The sequence below is a fragment of the Patescibacteria group bacterium genome (genome assembly GCA_026417895.1).
Taxonomy (GTDB): domain Bacteria; phylum Patescibacteriota; class Patescibacteriia; order UBA2591; family CALHIP01; genus CALHIP01.
Window position 1 is genome coordinate 19,692 of sequence record JAOACJ010000016.1, and the last position, 22,575, is coordinate 42,266.

The 22,575-nt window shown below is 36.8% G+C and carries 11 protein-coding genes; all 11 read right to left on the reverse strand.

The annotated features are described in order from the left end of the window. Positions 1-4 precede the first annotated feature (4 nt). Entirely contained in the window at positions 5-1,264 is a 1,260-nt protein-coding gene (locus N2259_02925) for a pilin (GenBank protein MCX7779165.1), read from the reverse strand. Between the two features lie 9 nt (positions 1,265-1,273). Beyond that, positions 1,274-1,795: a hypothetical protein gene (locus N2259_02930; protein MCX7779166.1), complete on the reverse strand. Its 522-nt coding sequence runs from the start codon at positions 1,793-1,795 to the stop codon at positions 1,274-1,276. A 119-nt stretch (positions 1,796-1,914) separates the two neighbouring features. Continuing rightward, positions 1,915-2,484: a hypothetical protein gene (locus N2259_02935; protein MCX7779167.1), complete on the reverse strand. Its 570-nt coding sequence runs from the start codon at positions 2,482-2,484 to the stop codon at positions 1,915-1,917. 174 nt (positions 2,485-2,658) lie between these two features. Then, entirely contained in the window at positions 2,659-4,572 is a 1,914-nt protein-coding gene (locus N2259_02940) for a DUF87 domain-containing protein (GenBank protein ID MCX7779168.1), read from the reverse strand. A 5-nt stretch (positions 4,573-4,577) separates the two neighbouring features. Next, positions 4,578-5,255 carry a conjugal transfer protein TraC gene (locus N2259_02945; protein MCX7779169.1) on the reverse strand — a complete coding sequence of 226 codons (678 nt, stop codon included), beginning with the start codon at positions 5,253-5,255 and terminating at the stop codon, positions 4,578-4,580. Between the two features lie 136 nt (positions 5,256-5,391). Then, positions 5,392-5,808 (reverse strand): PrgI family protein, encoded by a 417-nt coding sequence (locus N2259_02950; GenBank protein MCX7779170.1) that lies wholly within the window; start codon positions 5,806-5,808, stop codon positions 5,392-5,394. Between the two features lie 141 nt (positions 5,809-5,949). Beyond that, a complete protein-coding gene (locus tag N2259_02955; protein ID MCX7779171.1) occupies positions 5,950-7,188 on the reverse strand; it encodes an adenosylhomocysteinase in 1,239 nt (412 codons plus the stop codon). Positions 7,189-7,251: 63 nt separating this feature from the next. Next, positions 7,252-8,658, reverse strand: coding sequence for a hypothetical protein (locus N2259_02960; GenBank protein ID MCX7779172.1), 1,407 nt, complete (start codon positions 8,656-8,658; stop codon positions 7,252-7,254). Between the two features lie 81 nt (positions 8,659-8,739). Beyond that, positions 8,740-9,651, reverse strand: a complete 912-nt coding sequence (locus N2259_02965) for a hypothetical protein (GenBank protein ID MCX7779173.1) — start codon at positions 9,649-9,651, stop codon at positions 8,740-8,742. A gap of 33 nt (positions 9,652-9,684) precedes the next feature. Further along, positions 9,685-13,026: a hypothetical protein gene (locus tag N2259_02970; protein MCX7779174.1), complete on the reverse strand. Its 3,342-nt coding sequence runs from the start codon at positions 13,024-13,026 to the stop codon at positions 9,685-9,687. A gap of 37 nt (positions 13,027-13,063) precedes the next feature. Further along, positions 13,064-22,564, reverse strand: coding sequence for a carbohydrate binding domain-containing protein (locus N2259_02975; protein MCX7779175.1), 9,501 nt, complete (start codon positions 22,562-22,564; stop codon positions 13,064-13,066). Positions 22,565-22,575: the final 11 nt, after the last annotated feature.

Here is a 22,575-nt window from a genome sequence, read left to right on the forward strand (position 1 = left end):
TTAATTACCTACATTCATATTTTTCAATACAACCGCTAGGGGTTTGAGGTGGGTTCGAACAATTAACTTTTTTGTTATTATAAATAGGATTAGTAATGTTGAAAGGTCTATATTCTTCTTGTGGGTACATTACTTTTAAACATCTTGAATAAGGACATTGGTCTACTGGAGGTGGACAAATCTGACAATTTTTAATTATCTGACCTCCTGTTGAGGAAGTGCTCATACATAATTCTCCTGTATTCTTGTTTTGGCTATCTGTAACACAAGTTTCACAGGCTACATATTTGCCCTCGGTAATTGTACAAGAACAAATGGGCGGGGCTTGATTTGCCTCAACTACCTTAATCGAAGTAGAAGCAGTAACCGTTTCATATGTTTTCTTAGAATAAATATAAACCTCAACCTTATACTCGCCAAGAAAATAAAATGGATCGTTATTGTTTTTTGTTTTTATAAATTTTTCAGTACTAAGTTTAATACATCTCATACTGGTGGCGGTAGCGTCAGGCGGAGTAGGAGATCCTGACGATTCTTGAATAGGTTTACAATCAGCATTTTCATCTGTTGAAACTGTAAAATTAGAAGACCATGCTGTATTAGGTAAAGGAGGGGTAATTTTAACCCACTGGTTACCGTCAACGTTGGGATCAGCATCTCCTAATACCCAACTTATTTCCTCTAAATGCACCCCTGCTTTTGGCACAATCTCCACAATTAAAGAACCTTGACTATCATGACCTTGAATAAATATGTTTTGTTCTGAACCCCTCCCACCGAATACTTTCACGTTAACACCAAAACCTTTCATCTCGCTTCTGATAATCGTTGGTATTTTAAATGTACTCAAATTAACCAAGGCCGGATTAATTAAGTTTAGTAGAGAAATAGCTAAAAGGATTAAAACTAAACCAATTATGGCTGACATCATCTGTTCGCGTGCTTTTTGAATGGCTGGAGGATTACCAGCCGCTAAAATCCATTGAATTCCAGAAATCATAATCATCACCACTGCCATAATGGCAATGGCAATAACTGACCACTGATAAAAATTCCGAATATATTTGGCTAAAAGAGAAACCTTTTCCTCTTTTTCGCCTAAAGGATACTCTTTACCTGCCTTAAACTCTGGTGGAATGCCAATTTGTGATCGAAATTTAACTGCTTGAGCAAGGACGGGTAAATTAGAAAATAGAAAATAGAAAGTAGAAAGTAGAAGAATAATCAGAAAAATGTTTTTTTTGTTTTGGAAAAAGTTTTTCATATCTTGCGTCTATTCCGCCTCAAGACCAGGCAAACCTGCTCCCGCTTTAATATCTGCTTCAGTGCCTGGTCTAGGCGTTAATCTTGATTTTTCTCCAGCTATATCTTTAGCTGTTTTTTGTTGAGCAGCTGGTGGTTTCCAGCCACAAATAACTTCCAAATCTTGACCTCCCTCATCATATTGTTTCTTAATTTCTTGAAAGGCGGATGGATCTTGCTCTTTCAATTGAGCAAGTTCAGGGCAAACTTCTTCGCCGCCGCCCGAAAGAATTATTAAGATAGCGACGCTGATTAAAATACCTAAGACAATCGGTCCCCAAATAGGAAAGGTTTTAATCAAAACTGCCCCGACAGCTTTACCAACGACTAAAAAAACCTTTTTCGCCGCCGTGACAGCGGCTTTTTTCACTGCTTTTTTAGCTGGCTCAACAACAGCCTTTTTCAAGGCTTCTTTGGCTTTTTCTTCAGCTAACTCTCTTGCCAAATCTTTTTCCTCTTCTTGTTCTTCTTGTTGTTCTTCTCCGCTAGGCATAAAAATAATTGAAAAATTAAATCTCAAAGGGCAAAAAGAGAATGTTGGGCGTAAGGTTAAATTTAATTTTGAATTTTGGATTAGATTTTGAGGTCTTCATTTTGGATTTTAAATTTTAGCTACTGCCAAACAACTCTGTCGACTTTCCACTCTTCTCCTTCTTTAATTATTTTTAATTCTAGGGTCTGATAAAAGACCCTGGCTGGCTGGTTGTCTTTGACTTCTTCTCTCTGTGTCGAAATGAGATATTCGGCTTGATTTTCAGAAAAACTTTTTTCCTCAACATTTAAAACTTTTGTTGTAATTCCATAAAACTCTTTAATTGTTTCTCTCTCTTTCTGACGAATGTAATTTTCTGTTTCTTGCCAGAGACGCACTGACATTTCATTTTTTAAATCTTTTAAGTTTTGGAAATTGACATCGGTAGAAAAAGAACCATATCTTTCAACAAAATTCCGCGCCTTCAATTTTAGTTCATTTTTCAATAAAGTTAATTTTTCCTCTTCGGTTAATTCTCTGGACGGTGTAATTTCTTGATTAAGTATTAATTCTTGATTCGTGACAGGAGGCGCTTGATTAAAAGCTGGTTGTTGAATGTTTGTCGCTGGACTTTGACGCTGACTCGAAAGAAAAAACAAGATTCCACCCAGAGCAATCAAGATAACGATAATGATAATAACTTTCTTCATAATATTTTAAAGATTTCAGGTTTAAGATTAAACTGAAAATTTTGTATTTACTCAAGAAATATTTTTTAATTTTGCTTCTGTTAAATACTTTTTGGCATGAGCTATTTTAAAATGATATACCTTTTCTCTAATTTCCCTTTGTACCCTTTTAATCTGCAACCTTCAATCTTTAACTTAAGGCTCTGTCTCTAAACCTTCCGCATATTCTCTTTTTGCTTGCTCAATTTCTAAAAGTTGACGTGGGTCAGAAGTAATAAGCTGGTCTTCAGTATAAGAAGCAACAACCTGCATAGCCGCATGTCTAGCCCCGGCAAAGAAAATTCCCTCACCCACTCCACATTCTAAAAGTAAATATTTTTCTCCCTCTGTTAACATAAAAGTTTTTGCAACAATATCAATAGCCGCCGGTGTTTGTTTGAAAAGAATTCTTAAGGCTGAATTGGTGACAATGGCTCGGCCGTAGTCAGAAACAAGAAAATCATTAACATCTTGCGTAATAGTCGTCACTCCTAGATAATATTTTCGACATCTTTTGACTAAAGAAAAGATAAAGCGGGCCGAATCTTCATGTTGCATTAACCACCAAGCCTCATCAATAACCAAAATCCTTTTTTTTAGTTCTGAGCGGACAACGTTCCAAATATAATTAACAATGGTATAAATAGCCATTGGCCTTAATTCGTCTTCCAAATCACGAACAGAGAAAACGACCAATTGATTATCAAGCTCAACATTGGTTTGATGATTCAAAAGGCCAGCAAAGGTGCCCTCGGTATATTTTTTTAATCGTTGTGCTAGATTTTCGCCACCAGCCATTCCTTCCAAAATCTCTTGAAGGTCAGAAAGGGTTGGCATTTCCACTTTATTTAAATCGCAGCCCGGAACAATATCTTTTTTGGCATAAGTCTCTAATAAAGCCCGGTCAAGTAAAGAATCTTCCTCAGGGGTGAAAATTTTTTGTCCCTTCTCTCCGGGTACGCCGATCATAATTTTCAATAAACCTTTTAAAACAACAACGGCCGAGCGAATAATATCAGCGACTTTTAACTCTACACCTCTTTTTGGTCGAGGTAAATCAAAGGGATTAATTTTGCTCTCTGAAGCCAAGGAAACATCAATGTAGGTACCACCTACCGCTTCAGATAGATGTTTATATTCTCTTTCCGGATCAATAATAATAACATCAATACCCATCATCATTGAACGCAAAACCTCTAATTTAACACAATAACTTTTCCCTGCCCCTGAAGTGGCAAAAATGACTGAATTATAATTTTCTAAGGAAAAACGATCAAAAAGAATTAAACTATTATTATGACGATTAATGCCGTAAAGAATACCACGATCAGAGGTAACATCAGCGGAAATAAAAGGAAAAGAAGAGGCACAGGGCGAAGAGTGCATATTAAAAGCAATCATTAACTCGTCATTACCTAATGGGAGGGTCGAGTTGAATCCTTGTTCGGCTTGGTAAAAAACTCTTTTACTATAAACCAGTTTTGAACCGAAAATGCCCTCGATTTTTTCCGTTAGTAAATCCAAGTCCTTTAAAGAATCGGCATAAAGAGTGACGTATAAAGCAAATTGAAAGAAATGTTCCACTCCTTGAGTTAAATCGTCTCGCAATTTCTCAATATCCCTTAGAGCTGTTTCTTTAATCGGATCGCGCGGTAAGCCTTTTTCTCTTTCCATTTCAATTTCAGCATAGAGAATGCCGACTCTTTTTTGTAATTGTTTTAAAATAATCGAGGCGTGTACCGGGTAAAAAAACATAGCAATATCCATCGGCGCGTTAAAATTGATAATTGGAGCAAACCAACCAATGGCAATATATCGGGGATAGGCAGTGACAAAAAGGGTGCGAACATATTTGTTACCTAAAATCAAATGATCAGGGGTCACTTGCATAGCCGCCGGAGCGATTAAATCGCGAACAGAAACTAGGCCCTCCTGTAAAGCCCTTTCCATTTCAATCATTTCCTTGTCCTTCATTTCTTCTTCCGTTTCTTTTCTTTTTTTCTCTTCCGGCGAAAGTCTTTCTTTTTTTAGTATTTCTGCTTTTTCAATTTTCGATGGCTCAAAGATCATAAATTTTATAGCTCAACTTTTAATTCTTCAATTTTACTCATTTTTTGATTAATTGACTCGGTTGGATTATAGATATTATAAAACAATTCAATTAAACTTTGTGTGTCTAAAGGCACGGCATTAATACCCATGCTCGAAAGACCGGAAATAACAAAATCAACCTTTTTAAAAAGCTCAGCTCGATATCTCTCAAATTTCTCTCTTTTCATTCTAATCAAAGAGGGCATTCTAAAAACATCCATCAAACGATCAGTAAATTTTCTTGATTTGTCGCCGGCCGGATTATAAGCAACGACGATAAAAAATTTCCTCGTCATAATGTCGCCCAACTGAACCAGCTCTTGGACATAACTAATGTAATCTCTCATTTGGATTTTTAGTAATTCATTGGTTTGTTCCTTTTCTCTTTGTTTTAATTCTTCAAGATATGGTGCGATATTTAGTTTTCTTGATTGAACAACAATTTGAATTGGCCAATCCAAAGAATTTAGAAAATTAACATAAGCAGAAATAACGGCTTTTTGCTCCTCTTCGGATTTAAGAGCAAAATTAACCGAGGAACAAAGTAAGACCGCTCTTAAAGTACCGTCTCGTAAAATAACGCAATCGTTTCTAATGCCAGAAATATCTAAATATTTCTGAGTTGAAACAGTGATTTTTTGTCTGGCTATTTTAGATCTCATAGATCTTTAATACAAAAATTAAATCTCAAAAGTCAAAATGTAATTTAAAATGTAAAATTATTTTTTTGATTAATTTTGAACTTTTGGTTGTCATTTTATATTTTAAGGTTGGATTTGAAATTTTCAAAATATAAATTTACTCTTCCCTGGCTAAGCCACCGGTATCAACTAAAATTGATAGATCAGAAAGCCGACCCCGCGGTAAAGTTTTCTTAATTTCTGGCGGCGCTTCTTCTTTTTCTTTTTTAAGAACGATTTCTTTTTCGGGAATGATCTCTTTTCTCCAAACCCGAACTTTTGGCCTTTGAAAAAATTGTATAAGATTTAATAAAAAATAGTGAAAGGGGCGACCATTAATTTTGACAAAAGTAAAAGAACCAAAAAATGGACAAATAACAAAAAGAAAAACAACGACAAAAATCCAAAAATCTAAGAGCTTAAAACAAAGAAAGGTTATACCTCCAGCAAAAATCAAAAGAATAAACTGACGTGGCGTGATCGGTCCAATAATTTTTGGCTCAATATCAATAAATTGTGGAACAACAAACTGCATATTCGCTTTGCTCAAATTAAAGGTTAAAAATGAAAAACTAAAAACGACAACTAAAAAGTGAAAATTATCCTTTACCCTTACGATAAACTCTTCTTTTAAGTTCAGTTTTAAATTTTTTCTTGTCGTTTTTCATTTTTAGTTTTATTGCCAACTCTTTAAATATCTCTCTTGTTCTTTTGTTAATTGATCAATCGTCACCCCTAAACTTTTAAGTTTTAGTTTGGCAATTTTTTGATCTAACTCTTCTGGTAGAGAATAAAGTTTTCTTTCTAAACTTTTAGCATTTTTGACTAAAAATTCTTGCGCCAAGGCCTGGCCAGCAAAACTTAAATCCATAACTTCGGCTGGGTGACCTTCAGCGGCAACTAAATTTAAAAGTCTGCCTTGAGCTAAAAGGTAAATTTTCTTCTTATTTGTCAAAGTATATTCTTCAATGAAGGGTCTAATTTCTTTTTTTGTTTGAGTAATTTTTTCTAAATCTTTTAAATTAATTTCGACGTTAAAATGGCCAGCGTTGGCTAAAATAACTCCATCTTTCATTTTAAAAAAATGTTCTTTTCGAATGACATTAAGGTTGCCGGTTACGGTCAAAAAAATATCACCAATTTCTGCCGCTTGATTTAAACTCAAAACTTCAAAACCATCCATTTTAGCCTCTAAAGCTTTTAAAGGATTAACTTCACAGACAATGACTTCAGCACCTAGACCTTTAGCTCTTTGACTTAATCCTTTGCCACACCAGCCATAGCCGCAAACGACAACTTTTTTTCCAGCTAAAAGAAGATTGGTTGCCCGCAAAAGTCCATCAATTGTTGACTGACCCGTCCCATAACGATTGTCAAAGAGATACTTCGTTTGCGCTTGATTGACGGCAATAACTGGGAAAGAAAGTTTTTTTTCTTTAGCCAAATTTTTAATTCTTATCACACCAGTGGTTGTCTCTTCAGAAGCGCCAATTATACCTTTAATTTTTTTCTTAATGGCGGTAGTAATCAAATCCGCCCCATCGTCAATTAATAAATTTGGTTTAAAAGATAAAACTTGATTGATAAAATTAAAATAATTTTTTTTATCTTCGCCAAAAAAAGCAAAAACTGGTATTTTAAAATATTTAACTAAAGCGGCAGCCACTTCATCTTTGGTTGATAGAGGATTAGAGGCGCAAAGAAAAATTTGAGCCCCAGCGGCTTTTAAGACCCGAATTAAATTAGCTGTTTCACTAGTAACATGGAGACAGGCGCCAATTTTATAATTTTTCAATGGCCTTCTCTGGGTTAAATCTTTAACTAAAATTCGTAAAACCGGCATCCGTTGAAAAGCCCAATCAATCAGTTTTAAACCAAAAGAAGCTAGCTTTAAATTTTTGATTTTATAAGTCATGGAAAGTTTTTTAATTTTTTCTTAATTTTAAAAATTACAAAAGCAAAAAATTATAAATTCTGGCTAAAATCTCAATTTCCTATTTAATTCGGCAATCCTTTCAAAATCTGCTAAACTCATTGTCTCTCTCCCTTGAGCAAGTCTTTCTTCAATCACTTCTTCTACTGACTTTTTCTTTGATAAGGCTTCTTCGCCAATTTCTAAATATAAATGATAAAGGGGGCTTTTTTGCCATGCCTGAATTGCTTCGGCTTTTTTGGTTAAAGATTCTTCGGCTAATAAATTAATTTTATTAAGAATAATCTGGCAAGTCTGCTGACCGCCCCATCTTTTTAAATCCATTAAAGTCATTTCTTTTATCTCTTCAACTGGTCCTAAGGCTTTCGGATAACTGCTTACGTCTTCTACTATCTTTTCTTCGCTCAGCGGTCGCTTAATTTGAATAGGCACTTCTTCGACGGTTTCAGTTAAAGGCATTTCTTCAAACTTTTCTTTTTTTATTTCTGACTCCTCTCTTGTGGCAACAGGTTGGATTGGTGTTTCTAATTCTGGAAAACTCGGGACAATCGTGCCGCCATTAAATTTCTGTTTCAATTTTTCGTCAATTTTTGTTTCTTGATCTGGCTCTGGCGTGTCCATTAATTTAGCAATAGATGGAGGAATCAGTTCTTTCACTTTCTCACTTTCTGGTTTTGGTTCTTCAAGAGGTATTTCTTCAACGATTGACCCCTTAATAATTTCTGCTGGCGTTAGAAATCCTTCTGCCAGACCTGGCTTCTTTTCCATAGTTTGAGCAAGAGAAGTTGCTTCTCTTGGCCCATAAAATTTAACTTTAAACTCTTTTAGTAGGTTCATTATTTCCTTGGCTTTTTCTGGAACTAAACCTAAGCCACCAATTTTTTCTGGCCGAGTTAAAATTTCTTCGGTCTCAAAATCTTTTCTTATTTCTTTTAAAAAATTAAGACAAATATTGGTAAATCTTTTCTCTAAAATTTCCTCCATAAAACTCAAGCCGGTTTTTTCTTTGACTTCTTTAATTATCTCGTCGGGGTTTAACCCATAGCCCTTAATCTCTAGTTCCGGCTTTGGCACTGTTTTGACCTCTTCAACCGCCTTGGCCAATTCTAGCTCATCTTTGCCAATTTCCATTTCCTCTTCTCTTTCTGGTTGCTTTTCACTTTTTACTTCTGATTCTTTAGTTAGATAGTCTATTACTTCATTGAAAATTTTTTCCGCTAAATCTTTTTTTAATTCAGCTGCTTTTTCCGGGCTTAGACCAAAATTTTCTTGACAAAATTTTTCACTCTCTGACCAGGCAATATCTTTAATCATCAATCTCACAACCAACTTGGCTAATGGCAAATTGTATTTTTTCTCAATTTCCTCTAATAATTTAACCTTTTCTTCAGAAGAAACCGCTTCTTGAAGTTCGTAAGGTAATTTTTTAAATTGTTCTAAATAATTATCCATTTTAAAACTGACCCAATTATTCCAGTCAACATCCAATTATTAAATCCCAAAACTCAGGCATTGGTCATTGAAGGTTAAATTTTAAAGATTATTTGAAGTTTGTGATTTGGTGTTTGGATTCTGAGAAAATGTTTCACTTTTTTCCTCTTCAAGGTATTTTTTTTCGAGAGGGTTCGGTTTCATTGAACGTTCTTCGGGCCCTGTTCGATCTTCTTGTTCTGTCTCTTCATTTTTTTCAATTAAAGTGGGCTTGCTCCAAGGCGGAACTTCTTCAATGGGCGGCAAAGAGACAATGGTCTCGCCTTGCGAAATAACAAATATTGTCTTTTCTGGCCAATAAACGATAAGGTCTTGAGAATAGGCACTAGGAAAAAGAGAGCAGGTGTTAACATAATCATAAATTTTAATCAATTCTTCAATTTTCTCTTTTTCTTGAGGGGAAAGTGAATTGATGTTTGGACTATTAGTTAAATACTCTGTTCTAGCTAAAGCTCGGTCCGGTTTTTTTTCCAATCTTGTCTCGTAATCAATAAGCCAATTTTTAATAGTCGGGGGGAATGTTCCTCCTTTTTCTAAAACAATTGGCCGCTTAGTGATAACATTTTCATTTTCTTTCAAAGCCTTGCTTATCTCCATTCTTAAAAGTTCATGTTCGATAAAAGGAAGTTGGCTAAATTTATAACGAATCAGATCAAATGGTCGAAGGGAATCAAAGGGGAAATTAAGTAGAACCTTAAAATGTTCTTTAATCAGTCTTACTATTTCTTCTCTATTCAAAAAACCAATAGCGATAAATTCGAGTTGAGGAATAATTTCCTTATAAACTTCTCTTAAAGAAGGATCTTCAGCTGTCTTTTCTTTAATTTTTTGAGAAAGTAAAAAGGCATCCCTTGAATTGAAACGTCTGATCATTTCGTTAATCTCTTTTTTTAATTCTTCAATAAAAGAAGGGGTTTTCAATTGGAGAGAGGAAATTGTTGTTAAATCTAACATAGAAATAGACAAAATTTAATATTACACTCATCTCTAGGTAACAAAGCGAGCTGCTTTTAATCTAGCCATATATGCTTTCATGGCCTCAACTTGTTTTAAGACATCCTGAATAGTAGGCAAATAAGGGCTGATAAATTTATATGGTTGAGCCATCATTTGAGCGATTAAATTATTAAAATCTTTTTGAAACTCTAAAGAAGCAGTAAGTTTAGAAATAACATCATCTCTCATTTCATTTGGACGTTCAAAAAATGACTTTTCGGCATTAACCAAGAAAGCAATATTCAAAGGATTAAGACCCCTCATATTGCCATACATATCTTCTGTAGCAAAAAGCCCAGGATGGGCCCGTTGATACATCATCCGCTGAGACATATTTTTGACTTTACCTACTATCTCATTAATTGTTTCCTGGCTAAGAGTGATGTCGAAATTTCCTTTCTGATCAATGTACATTCTGAAAGGAGAAAATTCTAATTTTCCTCTCACTGGATTAAGTCTTGAAATAGCATAACCCATATGAGGGGCTCCATGTTCTAAACTGATCATCCCAATCATATTAGCAATTTTCGCTGCCACACCCTCATCTTTAGCTGCCATTAAAGAGATATTTTTCACCATTTCTCGTATAAAAACAGGGTTCACCTCTCCTTTAGTTTTAGCTGTTCTGATTAACTCTTCAATTTTTTCAGGCGTTATGGTGACTGGTTCAGTTTTCCCTGTTTTTTCATTAAAAACTTCGACTGTTTTCCCTAAATAATCTTGAGCCAAAAATTTCTTTAAATAAGGGGTAAATTTTTCTACCCAATCTCCTTTGAAAAGCTCATTTAAGTCATTGTTTTCCGCTAAAATCATAAGAGCAGCATTGGCTCGCGGCATATCGTTTCCTTTTAAAGCTGATTCAAGTTCATTTAAAGTAGCGTGGGTTTCTCCTAAAGTTTTGTTCTGTAATTCTTCTTTCTCTTCTAAAACTCTTCTCATTATTTCATTACCTTTAAAATCGGTTTGGTCTTTTCCCCAAGAAACCCACAAATTCATCAAGTCATGCAATTTACCCAATCGATCTGCTTCTCTTTTTCTGGTTCGACGAGCATTAAAATTCTGGATATCTTTTAGAAGAGCATCAAGGTCAAAAATAGGAATGTCAGGTGTTGCTTCTAAAGTAGCCGCAACATAACTTAATGGCAAGGTTATTTTTTCTGCTGCCCATTTGAATGCATCTTTACCAATCTGTTTTAAGACCTCTTCAGTTGTCATAGCTTTGGGTGGAATCAATTCAATTTGAGTTAAAAGTTTTGTCTTAAGACTTGCCCCTTCTTGCTCACTGAGTTTATTTTCTTTCATTAATTGTTCAAGAATGCTTCCTATTTGTTCTTTGACCTTTCGTCTATCCGTTAAAGAAATCTGACCAACTTTTAAATGAGGATCGATAATATTTTCAATTTGTTCAAAACTCTGACTTATTGCAGTTAAATTTGGATCTGCCTGATGAGCTTTTTTGATCTGATCAAGTTCATATTTAACTCCACCTCTTACGCCCCCACTAAAACGCGCGAGTTCTGCTTTAGAAAGAGGAGTAAAAATGGGAATATGTTTGGATAGTAAAATTTCTATTTGTTCTTTTTCTTGATCGGTAAACGATTTCTTCTGAGGAAGTTTCTCGGCGCCCGGCAATCTTCGTTGCGACATTTTACCTAAAAACTGATCAATAAGATCTTGAACTTCTTTTTGCGGTGCCCCACCTGCCCTCATAATTTCTTCTATTCTCCTTTTTATACCACTCTGATTAAATGCCCCTAGTTGGGCGTTGATTTCTTTTTCACTTAATCCTTTTCTAGTAAGCATACTTCTCAAAGCGCCAACTATCTCATTTATTTTTTCGACTACTTGTTCATTTTTCAAACCTTCGATGGTTTTGATATCTTTATCTATATTATCCTTTAATTTTTCTTTTTGTGTCGTCTCTAAATTACTGCTCTCAACAATCTTTTTTATCTGATTTTTTTCATCTGTCGTCCATCCGCCGTTTGTTCCTAATCTACTCTTTAAATTTTCTATCGATTGCCAGTCTTGCTCAGAAACCGCTCCTTTTAATAAATCCATTCCTTCGGTAACGGTCAAATCCTTTTCACCTTTCAGCTTAGCAAACTTAGCGGCCGTTTTTTTAACAAAAGCTGGAATTGGAGTTACCGACGCTTTCTCTGCCCATCCTTTCCATACATCAGCCACCCCTTTTCCTCCTTTTGTCAATAATGCTAAGGGGGTTTTAACAATAGCAGCGGCTAAATCAGTTGTAACTGGTCTAAAGGCTCTCATCGTTCTATCTTTTAACCCTTCTAACCTCCTGGCTGTCCATTTTGCTGCTTTTGTCGCACTTTTCTGTAAAAAGCTAATTCCTTTACCGGCTAAACTGGCCCCGGCCACACCGAGCTGTTGGGCGGCAACAAGGGCACCAATTAGCATGCCAATACCTAAAGCAAAACTGGCTAAAACATTAGATTGTCCAGAAACAGTTGGGCCAACATTGACTTTTCCTGGCTGTAAACCCATTCCTGTCGTGGGGTTTAAATTGCCTTGTTGCACAGCATAAAAGGCAAACCACAAAAAGAAAGCGAGAACCGGACCGACAATGACCTGATTAAAAAATTTATCCTGCCATTGTTTAGCGTATTTTTGACCACCAGGAATAACAAAACAAATAAAAGCTAAAGGAGAAAGAACAATCATAATCCAGAGGGCTATGATTCTCATAATTAAAAGAGCTAGAATAATAAAGGTGACAACGAGAGCAACAAACATCATAATACAAGCTAAAATCCATGCCCAAACTTTGTTCCAATCGTTAACTGTTACCGTAATCTCTTCACCTAAATCACCGAAAGTTTTCAGACCAAGAATTTCAGATAGGTTTCCGGACGCTATATCTTTAAAAGCATTAACAAAAGAAAGCATGATCACCTGGGCAAAATCAATAACCAAACCGCAAATCATTTTGGAAAAATTGACTAAAACGGCCATGAGCAAAACCGGAGCGAGAAGGGTTTTATAAGAATACTTTTCAATTTTCAAAACCGTAGCAAAGGCAATAACTAAGAGCATCAAGATAAAAAACATATTGGCCAAATCACGAAGAATCTCCCAGCCTTTATTAACGGCACTTGTTCTAAGAAAATTATTGTATTGGGCAATGCCGGTAATCCAATCAATAGTCCAGGTAACAAAAATACCCAAAAATCTAGCAATTGTCTCAAAAATTTTTGAAATGGCATCTTCAATAAAGCCAGCGAAGGTCGGTTGAACAATTAAAAAAATCCCTGTCAAAACAAAAATCAGACAGCCAAAAGTCAGCCAATTTTTTTTCTTTTTTAAATTCATTTGTTTTTTATCTATTTTTTTATCTTTTATCTATGTTTTATGGATTAAGAATAATCTGCCCGTCGTAGGGAACGCCGAAATTCGCTGGCGTAGACGTCCCTGGATTGCCGTCTGGATCAAGACAAGAGAAATCACCAGCATATGGTGTTGTTGGTGTTGAAGCTGAATGGGCACACCAACCCCAATTATCCTTAACATAGACCTTAGGTTGATAGGAACAACCATTCGGATTAGTACAGAGATAGGTATGAACAAATTCCCAATATTGATTTAAACAAGCATCTGGATCATCACCAAAAGAAAGAGGTAATCCATCTGTACCTTTTTTGCAAACTGGTTTTCTGTTTTTAGTAATCATATTTGAAGAACCGCTTCGAAAACCATCGCCCCAGTCAACGACAACTTCGCGTACCGGCATATAAGCTCCGTCTGCCCAGGCATAAAATCTTAAAGTGGCGGTATAAGTTTTACCGGAAATTAAGATGTTGCCACTCTCTTGATTACCAATAGTAATTTTGCCAACAGTTCCGCCGGCCGGGACGCCGGTACTAAAATTAACTGATTGGATTTGTGGCGACCTATCAGTAGGATGGAGGGAAGTATCGCTTCTTGAATCCCAATTATTCGCTATATTACCCGGAAGATAACTCAAGGTATTAACATCAAGATAAGACCAGGCATATGATTTAGGGAACAGTTTTTTTATGACAGCATCAGAGTCGTAAATCCCACCACTATAAAGATGACAAACTTCACCTTTGGAATCAATAATGTATTTTTTAGGCATTGTCCCTTGAAAACCGGTGGCGCCCCTCGGCAGACATTCATAACTGTAATCTAAAATGTCAGTCAGATTTCCATAAGGCACGTCTGTCCCTGGTTTCAGTTTGACTAAGTTGGTATTAACAACCGTTGGTAAATAAGGTTTATCATTAATTTTAACTAATTTGTTCGCCGCTTCTTTTAAAATAATTCTTATGCCGGTCAAGGCAGCAGCCCCATGACCAGCATCATCATCATTAAATTCAACTTTAAAACCTTTTAATTCCCCTTCTTTCTGATCAAAAATGGTTTGGACAAATAATCTTGCTTCACCATTTCCTTTGCCGGTAACTTCTTTTTCATATTTCTTTTCTTTAGTCGCCGGATCTTCATAAGGAAGGATAATTGTCCCTTGGTAGTCTGCACCAAACTTACAATCCCCAGGATTACTTTTATCTATCTTCCAATCAATTTCTATCCGATCAATCATATATTCATAAATTTTGCGATCTAAATAATAAAAATTATTTCCACTTTTGGCAAAATAAGAGGAGGAATAAAGATAAATAGCTTGAGATGGGCTACCTTTCCGTTGATCACCGCGGAAACAAGAAGCCATTTCTTTATCTGTTCCATCACATGCCCATTGTCTGGTAACACTTCCGTCCCTTTTTAATTCCTCACTGGAAAAGCCTAAATAATCTTGACAACAACCCCGACTATTATTATTTGAATCTTTTCTCCAACAAGACGCTCCTTCTGCCACATTAATCTCAGAGGCCGGTGCGAGATAAGCCTTAATTGGCAAATTAGCCCCACTTTTTAAGTGTAAATTAATTGTATAAATAATTGCCCCCCCCCACCCAGAGCCGTCTTCGTTAAATTCAAGATGAAAATTTCTTAAATAATTTTCCTGATCAAATTCAGCCTGAATAAAAAGACAGGATTTATTTTTATCCGGACATTCGTCGGCAAGACATGCCCCCCCCACTGGACAGGTTCCATTACTCTTGCAAACATAACCACTAGAATTTTGATGCGTAGCGTGTAAATAAGCTGCTCTTTTAAAATTATTTGGCCCAAGTTCTAAATCAAACGGTCCACAGCATTTATTACTACTACTGCAATCCACTGTGTTTAAATCCGAACAGGTAGTATTTTCCCAGCGAAACTTAGCCTTGACAATAATTTTTTGAATCTCTTCTCTTTTAATTTTTCTTTCTAAATAAGGAATGTACTTAGCTTGAAGAATGGTTCCTTCTCCGCCCTCCGCCAAAAAACAATAACCTAGATCTGTTTCTCCATAATTGGTGTACTCGGAACATTTATTACCATAATCACCCCCTAAATATAAAGGTTGAATCAAACGATCAGCAAAACAGCCCCAATTTCCACCCAATCTTTGACCCGGAAAACTAGAAGTCAGATTAAAACCGAGAGGGAAAAAAGTTGGTGCAAAACCGGAAATCTCAGCCGGACGGGTATATCTTTCATAGCCATACCATCTTCGATCCGAAGATGGAAAATAACCAGCACTGCGGACTTGGTTATAAGAATCTAAACCAGTTTCGACTTCACCGGGAAACCAGGTTAAACAAGCCTGTATTTCTTTTGGTTTTTCTAAATCCGGCTCTAAGCAATAGCCAGCTAAACCAATGTAATCAGTAATTTTTTTCATTGGCTCACATTTACCCTGATTATTTTTTCTTCCCTCATCAGTCCGTGTACAATCCTCACGAAAAGCAACGGCCATCCCATTCGGACAAGGAGGTGAACAACATTTACCTAAATCTTGAGGATTTTCCGCCTGGGTACAAACTTTAATTGATTCAACGTCCGTTTCTAAATTAAAATAATAGGTTGGCTCGCCTAAAACTGATTCTGCTTTTCGGTACGAACAAAGACAATTATTTCCCCCTCTTTCGGTACATAAATTTAGACCGCGATAAGTTCCTTCTACTTCGCGAGAAAAAGGAGAGGTATTTTCTGGATAAAGTTTGCAGGTTGGGGAGACAACACATTTACTCTGATAACAAACTTGTCCTTTTGGACAATCTTCATTCCGAGTACAAGTTCTATTACCAACGCCGTAATCAGTGGTTCCGCTCAGATAACTTAAAGCATAACCATTCGGATAATTTTTGGGTCTTAACATCTCCACCGGATAAAAATTGTAAAGAGAATAGCCGGAATAATCCATACCCGTCCAACCGAAATCGCGATTTTTGTATTTTTGTTCAGTCAAAACTTCTGGTGTCTCTGTCGAAACTAAGGTACATTGAGCACCGCTACCTTCACCAGTTTGTTTTTGACATCTTAAGAAATAGTCACAAATTTCTAAAAATCGTTGTTGATTCTCCTGCCAAACATATCTTTTTCCTGCACAATAAAGCCATTCACCGCAAACACGATCGCGACGGACTTTAAGAATTAAATTAGTGTCATTAGTATTTTGGCCTAAAGCATAACAGTAACGGCAATAATCGGTATTGGCAAAATTAGAATTTGTACAATTATCATCAGAATTAACAGGATTTCCTTGTCCATCTACTGGCCAAGGTTTTTTCGTACAATCAATTGGCGAAACAAGTCGGTGCTGATTAGCCTCACTTTTAGCATAAGTGGCAATAGAATTATAAATGGCACTTGGATCATTTTGGGCTTTAAATAAAACACAGCCTTCTTTTAAAGAAACCTGGCCACGACAAGAAGCTTTATCTAATTGATTGTTGTCTAAATAGTAATAAGGATCTAAAGGTTTAAATTCAATATCATCAAAATAAACTTCGCCAAAAGCCTCACAACATCTCCAAGGACAATTGGGACAATTTTGGATGGTGGTACAATCGCCAGCGTTTGTCTTAGAACAGCCACCATGCCAATAAGCCGGAGCTAGAAGGGGAATAATTTTAATTTCTTCAATGGCTAAATTTTTCGGATTTAAAGGACCTCCCGCCACGACTCTTAAAGACCTTTTTTGCCAACTAGTAATGGTCGTTGAAGCATCAATGCTAGCCCCGATTTCATAACCATGTTCATAATTCCAAGGCCAATGGTTTAGATTGTCACCCCAGGGGTTTCCGCCATTTTTAATCAAAAAAGCAATACATTCTTTAAGATTGCCACGGTTAAATTTACATTTGGGCTGACCGGAAATATTACATTGATTATTACTCCAATTTCCGCCAACCCAACTACAGCACGATTGAGAAGAACCACAATGATTTTTATATTCTTGCCAATCTTGACACTCTTCGGTTTGACAACCATTTAATTGAGTTACACCTCGCCAGCCTTCGTATTTTAAATTCACATGCCCAGATGGATAAGAAAGGTGAGAGGTAGAAACAACCTTGACTTTAAAATTCAAAACAAAACTTTTTTGATTTTTATGAGGTATTTCAACAATCTGAGAGGCGGCGTATATTTTTCGCGTGTCTGCACCCACAGTATGTGGCGTATCGTTAGCTATTTTAAGTGATTTACTGGCGCCGTCCCAACTCACAGTAGATGAATTGCCGCTGTAGCCGTAAGACCAATTTGGGGCTGGCCCCTGACCACTACTTCCACTACCAATTTCAAAATCACCATTCTGGACATAATTAGTCACGCCGGCCGTTCTTAGTGGTTCAATATATTCTGTACAACCAGCAAATCTTTCTTCACATTCACCAACCAAGCCTTGATAGCCGCTTTCCTCGGAAAATTTAATGCCATAAGTCACCCCATCCGGTAAATAATTCGTATAGCAAGGCTGATCAGTGCCTTTCTTAAACCAGCCGGTTCTGTATTCACTGCCAATCGGCACTTTTTCTCGCCAAACACAAATTTTTTCACCAGGATCTTTGAAATAAACTTTGCCCGCCGCGGCTTGTTCAAACTCTTCACAGTTTTGCTGATGATAACGACAGAGAATTGGTCGACGGGTATATAAATCAGGGTTATTTTTTAAATAAAAATCTGTCCAGGAAATTGGCTCACCTTGAGAAAGGTTGGGTAAACCAAATTTCTGACAACCTTTATCGCCAGCCGGACAGGCTTTGGTCTGATCAACAACTAAATAGGTTAATTGATCAGCTGGGACTAAAACATTATCTTTTGGCTCGTCGGGATCAGTCAAGTTAAATGTTTCTGAAAATGGTGAGGTGGAGTTTTTTGTCTCAATTAAAGCTTCGCAGCCAATTTTGATTTCCGGACAGAGTTTAGAAAATGATCTAAAGAAATGAGATTGATTGGCTCGGTCTCTGTATTCAGCACAACCTAAATGATAGCCAGGCGCAGAAGCGCCAGTTAAATCCTGATCACAAACAGTTGGTGTTTGCCAAGAATTTTTAATAGCAAAGATATTTTGTCGGACTTCTTTTAAGGTGATGTTGTCGAGATAGAAGGGAGAAGAAGATAATATTACTAATCTTTCATCATTAGCAACCTCTCGCTGGAAATAAACTGGTCCGACAGTGAATGAATACCACTCACCAGTAGTCAAAGCAGGCAGAGAAGGGAAGTCTATGTTATTGTCATTGCCTCTAAATCGTATGGTAAGAGTGGTGGAATTATTACTGGCTCTTTTTACCCAGAAGGAAAGTAAATACGACCTTCCTTTTTGGACTAAATCCTGAACTGGCCTAGAGACAGAATTATTATTGTTGGCAACTCTCATTGACCGACCGCCAAAATAGATTGATTCCGAAGAAAGTTCACCGTCGATCCAGGGTTCAACGGTTAAACTTTCAAAATCATCTTCAAAAAGAATTCTTAGATTATTAGCCGCATTGCCTTGATACTCACGACAACCAACATTTACCGAAGAACATCTTTCTCCTTCTGCTGGAATAGCCATATAGGTACAGATTCCATTATTAAATTCAACTCCGTTTAAAGCAAGACCACCTTGAGTGCTCGTCGGGCAATAACCGCTGATCACGGTTGTCGTCTTTCTTAGGGGCACACAAGTCTCGGAACAGGTAATAGTATTTTTATAGAGTTTATAAGAAACATGGCCATTAGCATCATAAAATTCTTTACAATGAGGATTGGTCCGAGCATCTTGAGAATTTTGACACCTGCCCCAAAGGGCTTGAGCATTGTTAGAAGACAACATTTCGTCTGGCTCAAAACCATTAGTTGTTGTCTTGGCTAAAAGATAATATCTTTTTAATTGATAACCTGTCGTCTCTGAACCAATCCAGGTATAGAAGTATTGACACTCAGCTCTTGGTTTTTGACAGGGTCTGAGATAAGAATAGTATTCTCTTCCTTCACCACCGCGATTGACGACATCTAAATTTGTAAATTCTTCACAACCAACTTCGGAGGCCGGACAGATTCGAACCGTCCGTGGAATAAAATAAGCATCTTCTTCACTATAAAAATGCGTTGGTTTTTGTTTAAAGACTTCATAGCCAACACACTCTCTTGGACAACGATCAGTATCTCTCGCCACGGCTGGCAGATAGGGCCCACCTAAAACTGGTGTATATTTTTCACAACCAACTTCATCTTGTTGACAAGCTAAAGCATAATCAGCACAGGCATGATCATCGTCATTGGTAATTAAATTTCCATTGTTATCGCGGTTGTAACATTTCATCCAATCTGGCGCCTTTTTTAAATAAATTTTATTCGTGCTGGCATAAGATTTATAAGATGAGAGTGAGCCAACTTCTAATTGTAAATCATCAAGATAAATGCCTGTTCCATTAACAGCAATTTCTAAATCAATAATTTTTTTATTATTTGGAGCGATAAAATCTGTTGAAACCCTTTGCCAAGGTGTATTTTTAGAAATAGGAATAATTTTTGTAACGCTATTGTTAATCTTGACTTGAATTTCTCGATCATTACTTTGATCTTTATTTTTCACCCAGAAAGAAAGGGTATATTTTGTCCCTGGTAAAAGAGAAATATCAACGTTGTCAGTGGAAGCCAACTCTACTTTACCGCTACCAGTAAATTTAGCCGAAACTTTACCGGATTTAGCTTCGGCTTCATCAACAAGAAATTGACCACTGGTTATTTGCCAACCCTTCACTAAAATAGTCGGGGTCGTAGTCGTACTTGTTTCAGAATAATCTTCAAAGCTCGAATTGGGTAATAAATTGGTGCCTAAATTTTCTTTGGTCCGGATAAATTCGGAACAACCCTCAGAAGTAGCCGGGCAGGTTTCAACAAATTTATTAAAGAAGATGGTGTTAAAGGGATCAGACACAGAACGGGGACTACCAACTGATCCGTTTGGCTGGATATTTAAAGATTGGTTCGGTTCAGTACAAATCCAACCACCTGCCCCTTCGGCAAAGTCTTTATTCCATCTCTGACAATACCACTGACAACCAACCGAGTTCGCATCGCAGTCACCAAAATCTAAAGTATTTTTTAACCAGGCAAATCTTTGATTATCTTTAGTTCGGGTATAAAGTTGACAAGTATTATAATAAGCCGGACATTGAGTGCCGGCCAAGCGCCAAATATTTTTTTCGCGGGTACAATAGCCGTAAGTATGACAGGTGCCATCTTCATTTTCGCCAACACAATCCTTCATCTCTATACAAGTCTCTTGGCGTTCATTAGAAGCAGGCAAGGGAATAGCCGAATAAGCCATTAAATTACATTGCATTGAGGGTAATTTCAAAACCCAATTCGGATCAACTAAATGACAGAAAGGTGAAGCCGAAACAAGACATTGTCCATCTTTTTTACAACAGTTAGCACTTGAGTCCCAACTACCTATACTTCCTTCACATTTTTTTTCTGTCGTATTTGACTTCGGGTCCCCTTGGACATAAATTGTACAATCGCCATCAGAACTAACTTTGTCAAAACCTTCAACAATTTGAGCCAAAGTAAACTTGGCATCGCCAAAATCACCCCGGCTAATTTTCTCAGCAGCAATTTCTAAGCCTAAAGGAATAACTCGTGCCCGACGAAGTTTTTTTAGGTTGGTTAAAGAATAACGAGAGGAAAAATCACGCGCCCCATCAGTCAGACCATAACTACCGACATACCAGTTACCATGTAAATAATTTTTCTCAATTGCTTCTTTAATAGTTAAATTTTCTTCAATAGCCCGGGCAAAACCGCCGTCAATGACGCAATTATAAGGCAAAGCATATTTTGTTTCCGTTGGACAAGCTGCAAATTCCTCTAAAAGATTTATCTCACCAGATGGTTTTTTAAAGCTTACAGTTTTTAAATCAGCATAAATGGCCTCAATTTTTTCTTGGGTAGGAGAAGCCGGAATCCCACCCTCCCAACTTGTTCGACCACTTGGACTAGCTTCAGGATTAAGACCTTCTTTTTGAAATAACCTTTCAAGAAATTTAGAAAAAAATGTCTGAATAAATGTATTTGCCACATCAGCAACCAAAACACCAGTGTAAACTTTAAGTGACGCTTTCCCTTCAGCAATCATCTGTCGAGCTCTTTCTTCGGTTAAACCAGCTGGTAAAAGCGCTTTACCAGAAATTTTAGAGGTAACTGACTGAAATTGGCCCTGAAGAGATTGGAAAAATTTATCCGCACCAACTTTTTCAGCCGCCTTACTTAAAATACCTGATTTGAGACTCATGGCCACGCCAAGATCACTTCCTTCCGGCGTGAAGGTTTTTTGAATATCTTCTAAAATGTTCAAGTCTGGTGAGGGAGTTCCTTTTTCCACTGCTTCTCTTGCCTCATCAACCATTTTTTCTAAAGTGGTTGCCCATTCAGAGAGTTGAGAGGCATAATTTTGTGCCCTTTTAATTGCTTCAAAACAATAGCTATAATTATTTTGACATTGAGTAGCATTATTAATACCTGGACAAGCACCGTTATAGCAATTAGGGTTTTGACAAAATTCTTCTTGTGATTTATTAAGACAACGAACCGGTGCCTCAATTGGTCTGTATCCATCACTGGTCCATTTTCTTCCCAACCACCAGTTGAGACTTGTCTGAAAAGTTGGTGGTCCTTGAGTAATGGCTTTCAACCTTTCTTTTATAGTGGAGAGACTATTAAGTACACCGGAAATATTCGGCGGACCTATCTTTTTTGATTCTTGTAGATACTTATCCCACTCAGTTAAAAAGAGCTGCTGATGTCCAGAAAGTTGATCCGCAATATTGATTAAATTACTTTTGTTAACATCGTAAAGTTTCGTATCAATCCTAATCGCATTTTTAATCTTAACCTGAACTTGGGGCGGCTGACCTGGAACATATTCGACATTCACATAACCTTTCAATCCTTCTTTATACTGAGCAATGAGTTTTTCTTTCGCCTCTCTTATCCTTTCTTTCATCTTCGAAATAGGGCAACGTGCCTCATATTCAAAAGGAATTTTTGGCGGCTTTACAAATAAGAGAATATTCAGTTTTATTGTCGGATCAATCGGATCACAAAGGCTTTGGAGACCAAAACCTTTAGTCGCCACTTCATCTAAAAGATCACCGACAACAGAATCAGCCATTTTGTTCCAGTATTCTTTGTCGGTAAAAAACATTGGTTTGCCAGCTTTACCGCCAGTGGCCAGCCAAGTAGCTGATTCGGTGACAAATTTTTGGGCAAAACCTTCAAGAAAGCTTTTATAAAGAATGGCTATTACCTGATATTTTACCTTGTCATAAATCCTAATAGCTTGACTTTTTATCCATTCTAAAACCCGGGGAATATCACCGACGGTTGTGGAAGCTCCTTGAGCATATGCTGGTTTCGGCCAAAATAAAAGAGGAGTAAGTAGGGAGAAAATCATTACTCCGAGTAAAAAACTGATGATAATTTTTCGAAGATGTTTTTTCATTTTCCCTTTTT

What these genes read in the sequence shown, in the direction of transcription:
- N2259_02925 (MCX7779165.1), bottom strand. Translation starts at nt 1,264, where the DNA reads ATGAAAAACTTTTTCCAAAACAAAAAAAACATTTTTCTGATTATTCTT.
- N2259_02965 (MCX7779173.1), bottom strand. Translation starts at nt 9,651, where the DNA reads ATGTTAGATTTAACAACAATTTCCTCTCTCCAATTGAAAACCCCTTCT.
- N2259_02930 (MCX7779166.1), bottom strand. Translation starts at nt 1,795, where the DNA reads ATGCCTAGCGGAGAAGAACAACAAGAAGAACAAGAAGAGGAAAAAGAT.
- N2259_02935 (MCX7779167.1), bottom strand. Translation starts at nt 2,484, where the DNA reads ATGAAGAAAGTTATTATCATTATCGTTATCTTGATTGCTCTGGGTGGA.
- N2259_02970 (MCX7779174.1), bottom strand. Translation starts at nt 13,026, where the DNA reads ATGAATTTAAAAAAGAAAAAAAATTGGCTGACTTTTGGCTGTCTGATT.
- N2259_02975 (MCX7779175.1), bottom strand. Translation starts at nt 22,564, where the DNA reads ATGAAAAAACATCTTCGAAAAATTATCATCAGTTTTTTACTCGGAGTA.
- N2259_02945 (MCX7779169.1), bottom strand. Translation starts at nt 5,255, where the DNA reads ATGAGATCTAAAATAGCCAGACAAAAAATCACTGTTTCAACTCAGAAA.
- N2259_02940 (MCX7779168.1), bottom strand. Translation starts at nt 4,572, where the DNA reads ATGATCTTTGAGCCATCGAAAATTGAAAAAGCAGAAATACTAAAAAAA.
- N2259_02955 (MCX7779171.1), bottom strand. Translation starts at nt 7,188, where the DNA reads ATGACTTATAAAATCAAAAATTTAAAGCTAGCTTCTTTTGGTTTAAAA.
- N2259_02950 (MCX7779170.1), bottom strand. Translation starts at nt 5,808, where the DNA reads ATGCAGTTTGTTGTTCCACAATTTATTGATATTGAGCCAAAAATTATT.
- N2259_02960 (MCX7779172.1), bottom strand. Translation starts at nt 8,658, where the DNA reads ATGGATAATTATTTAGAACAATTTAAAAAATTACCTTACGAACTTCAA.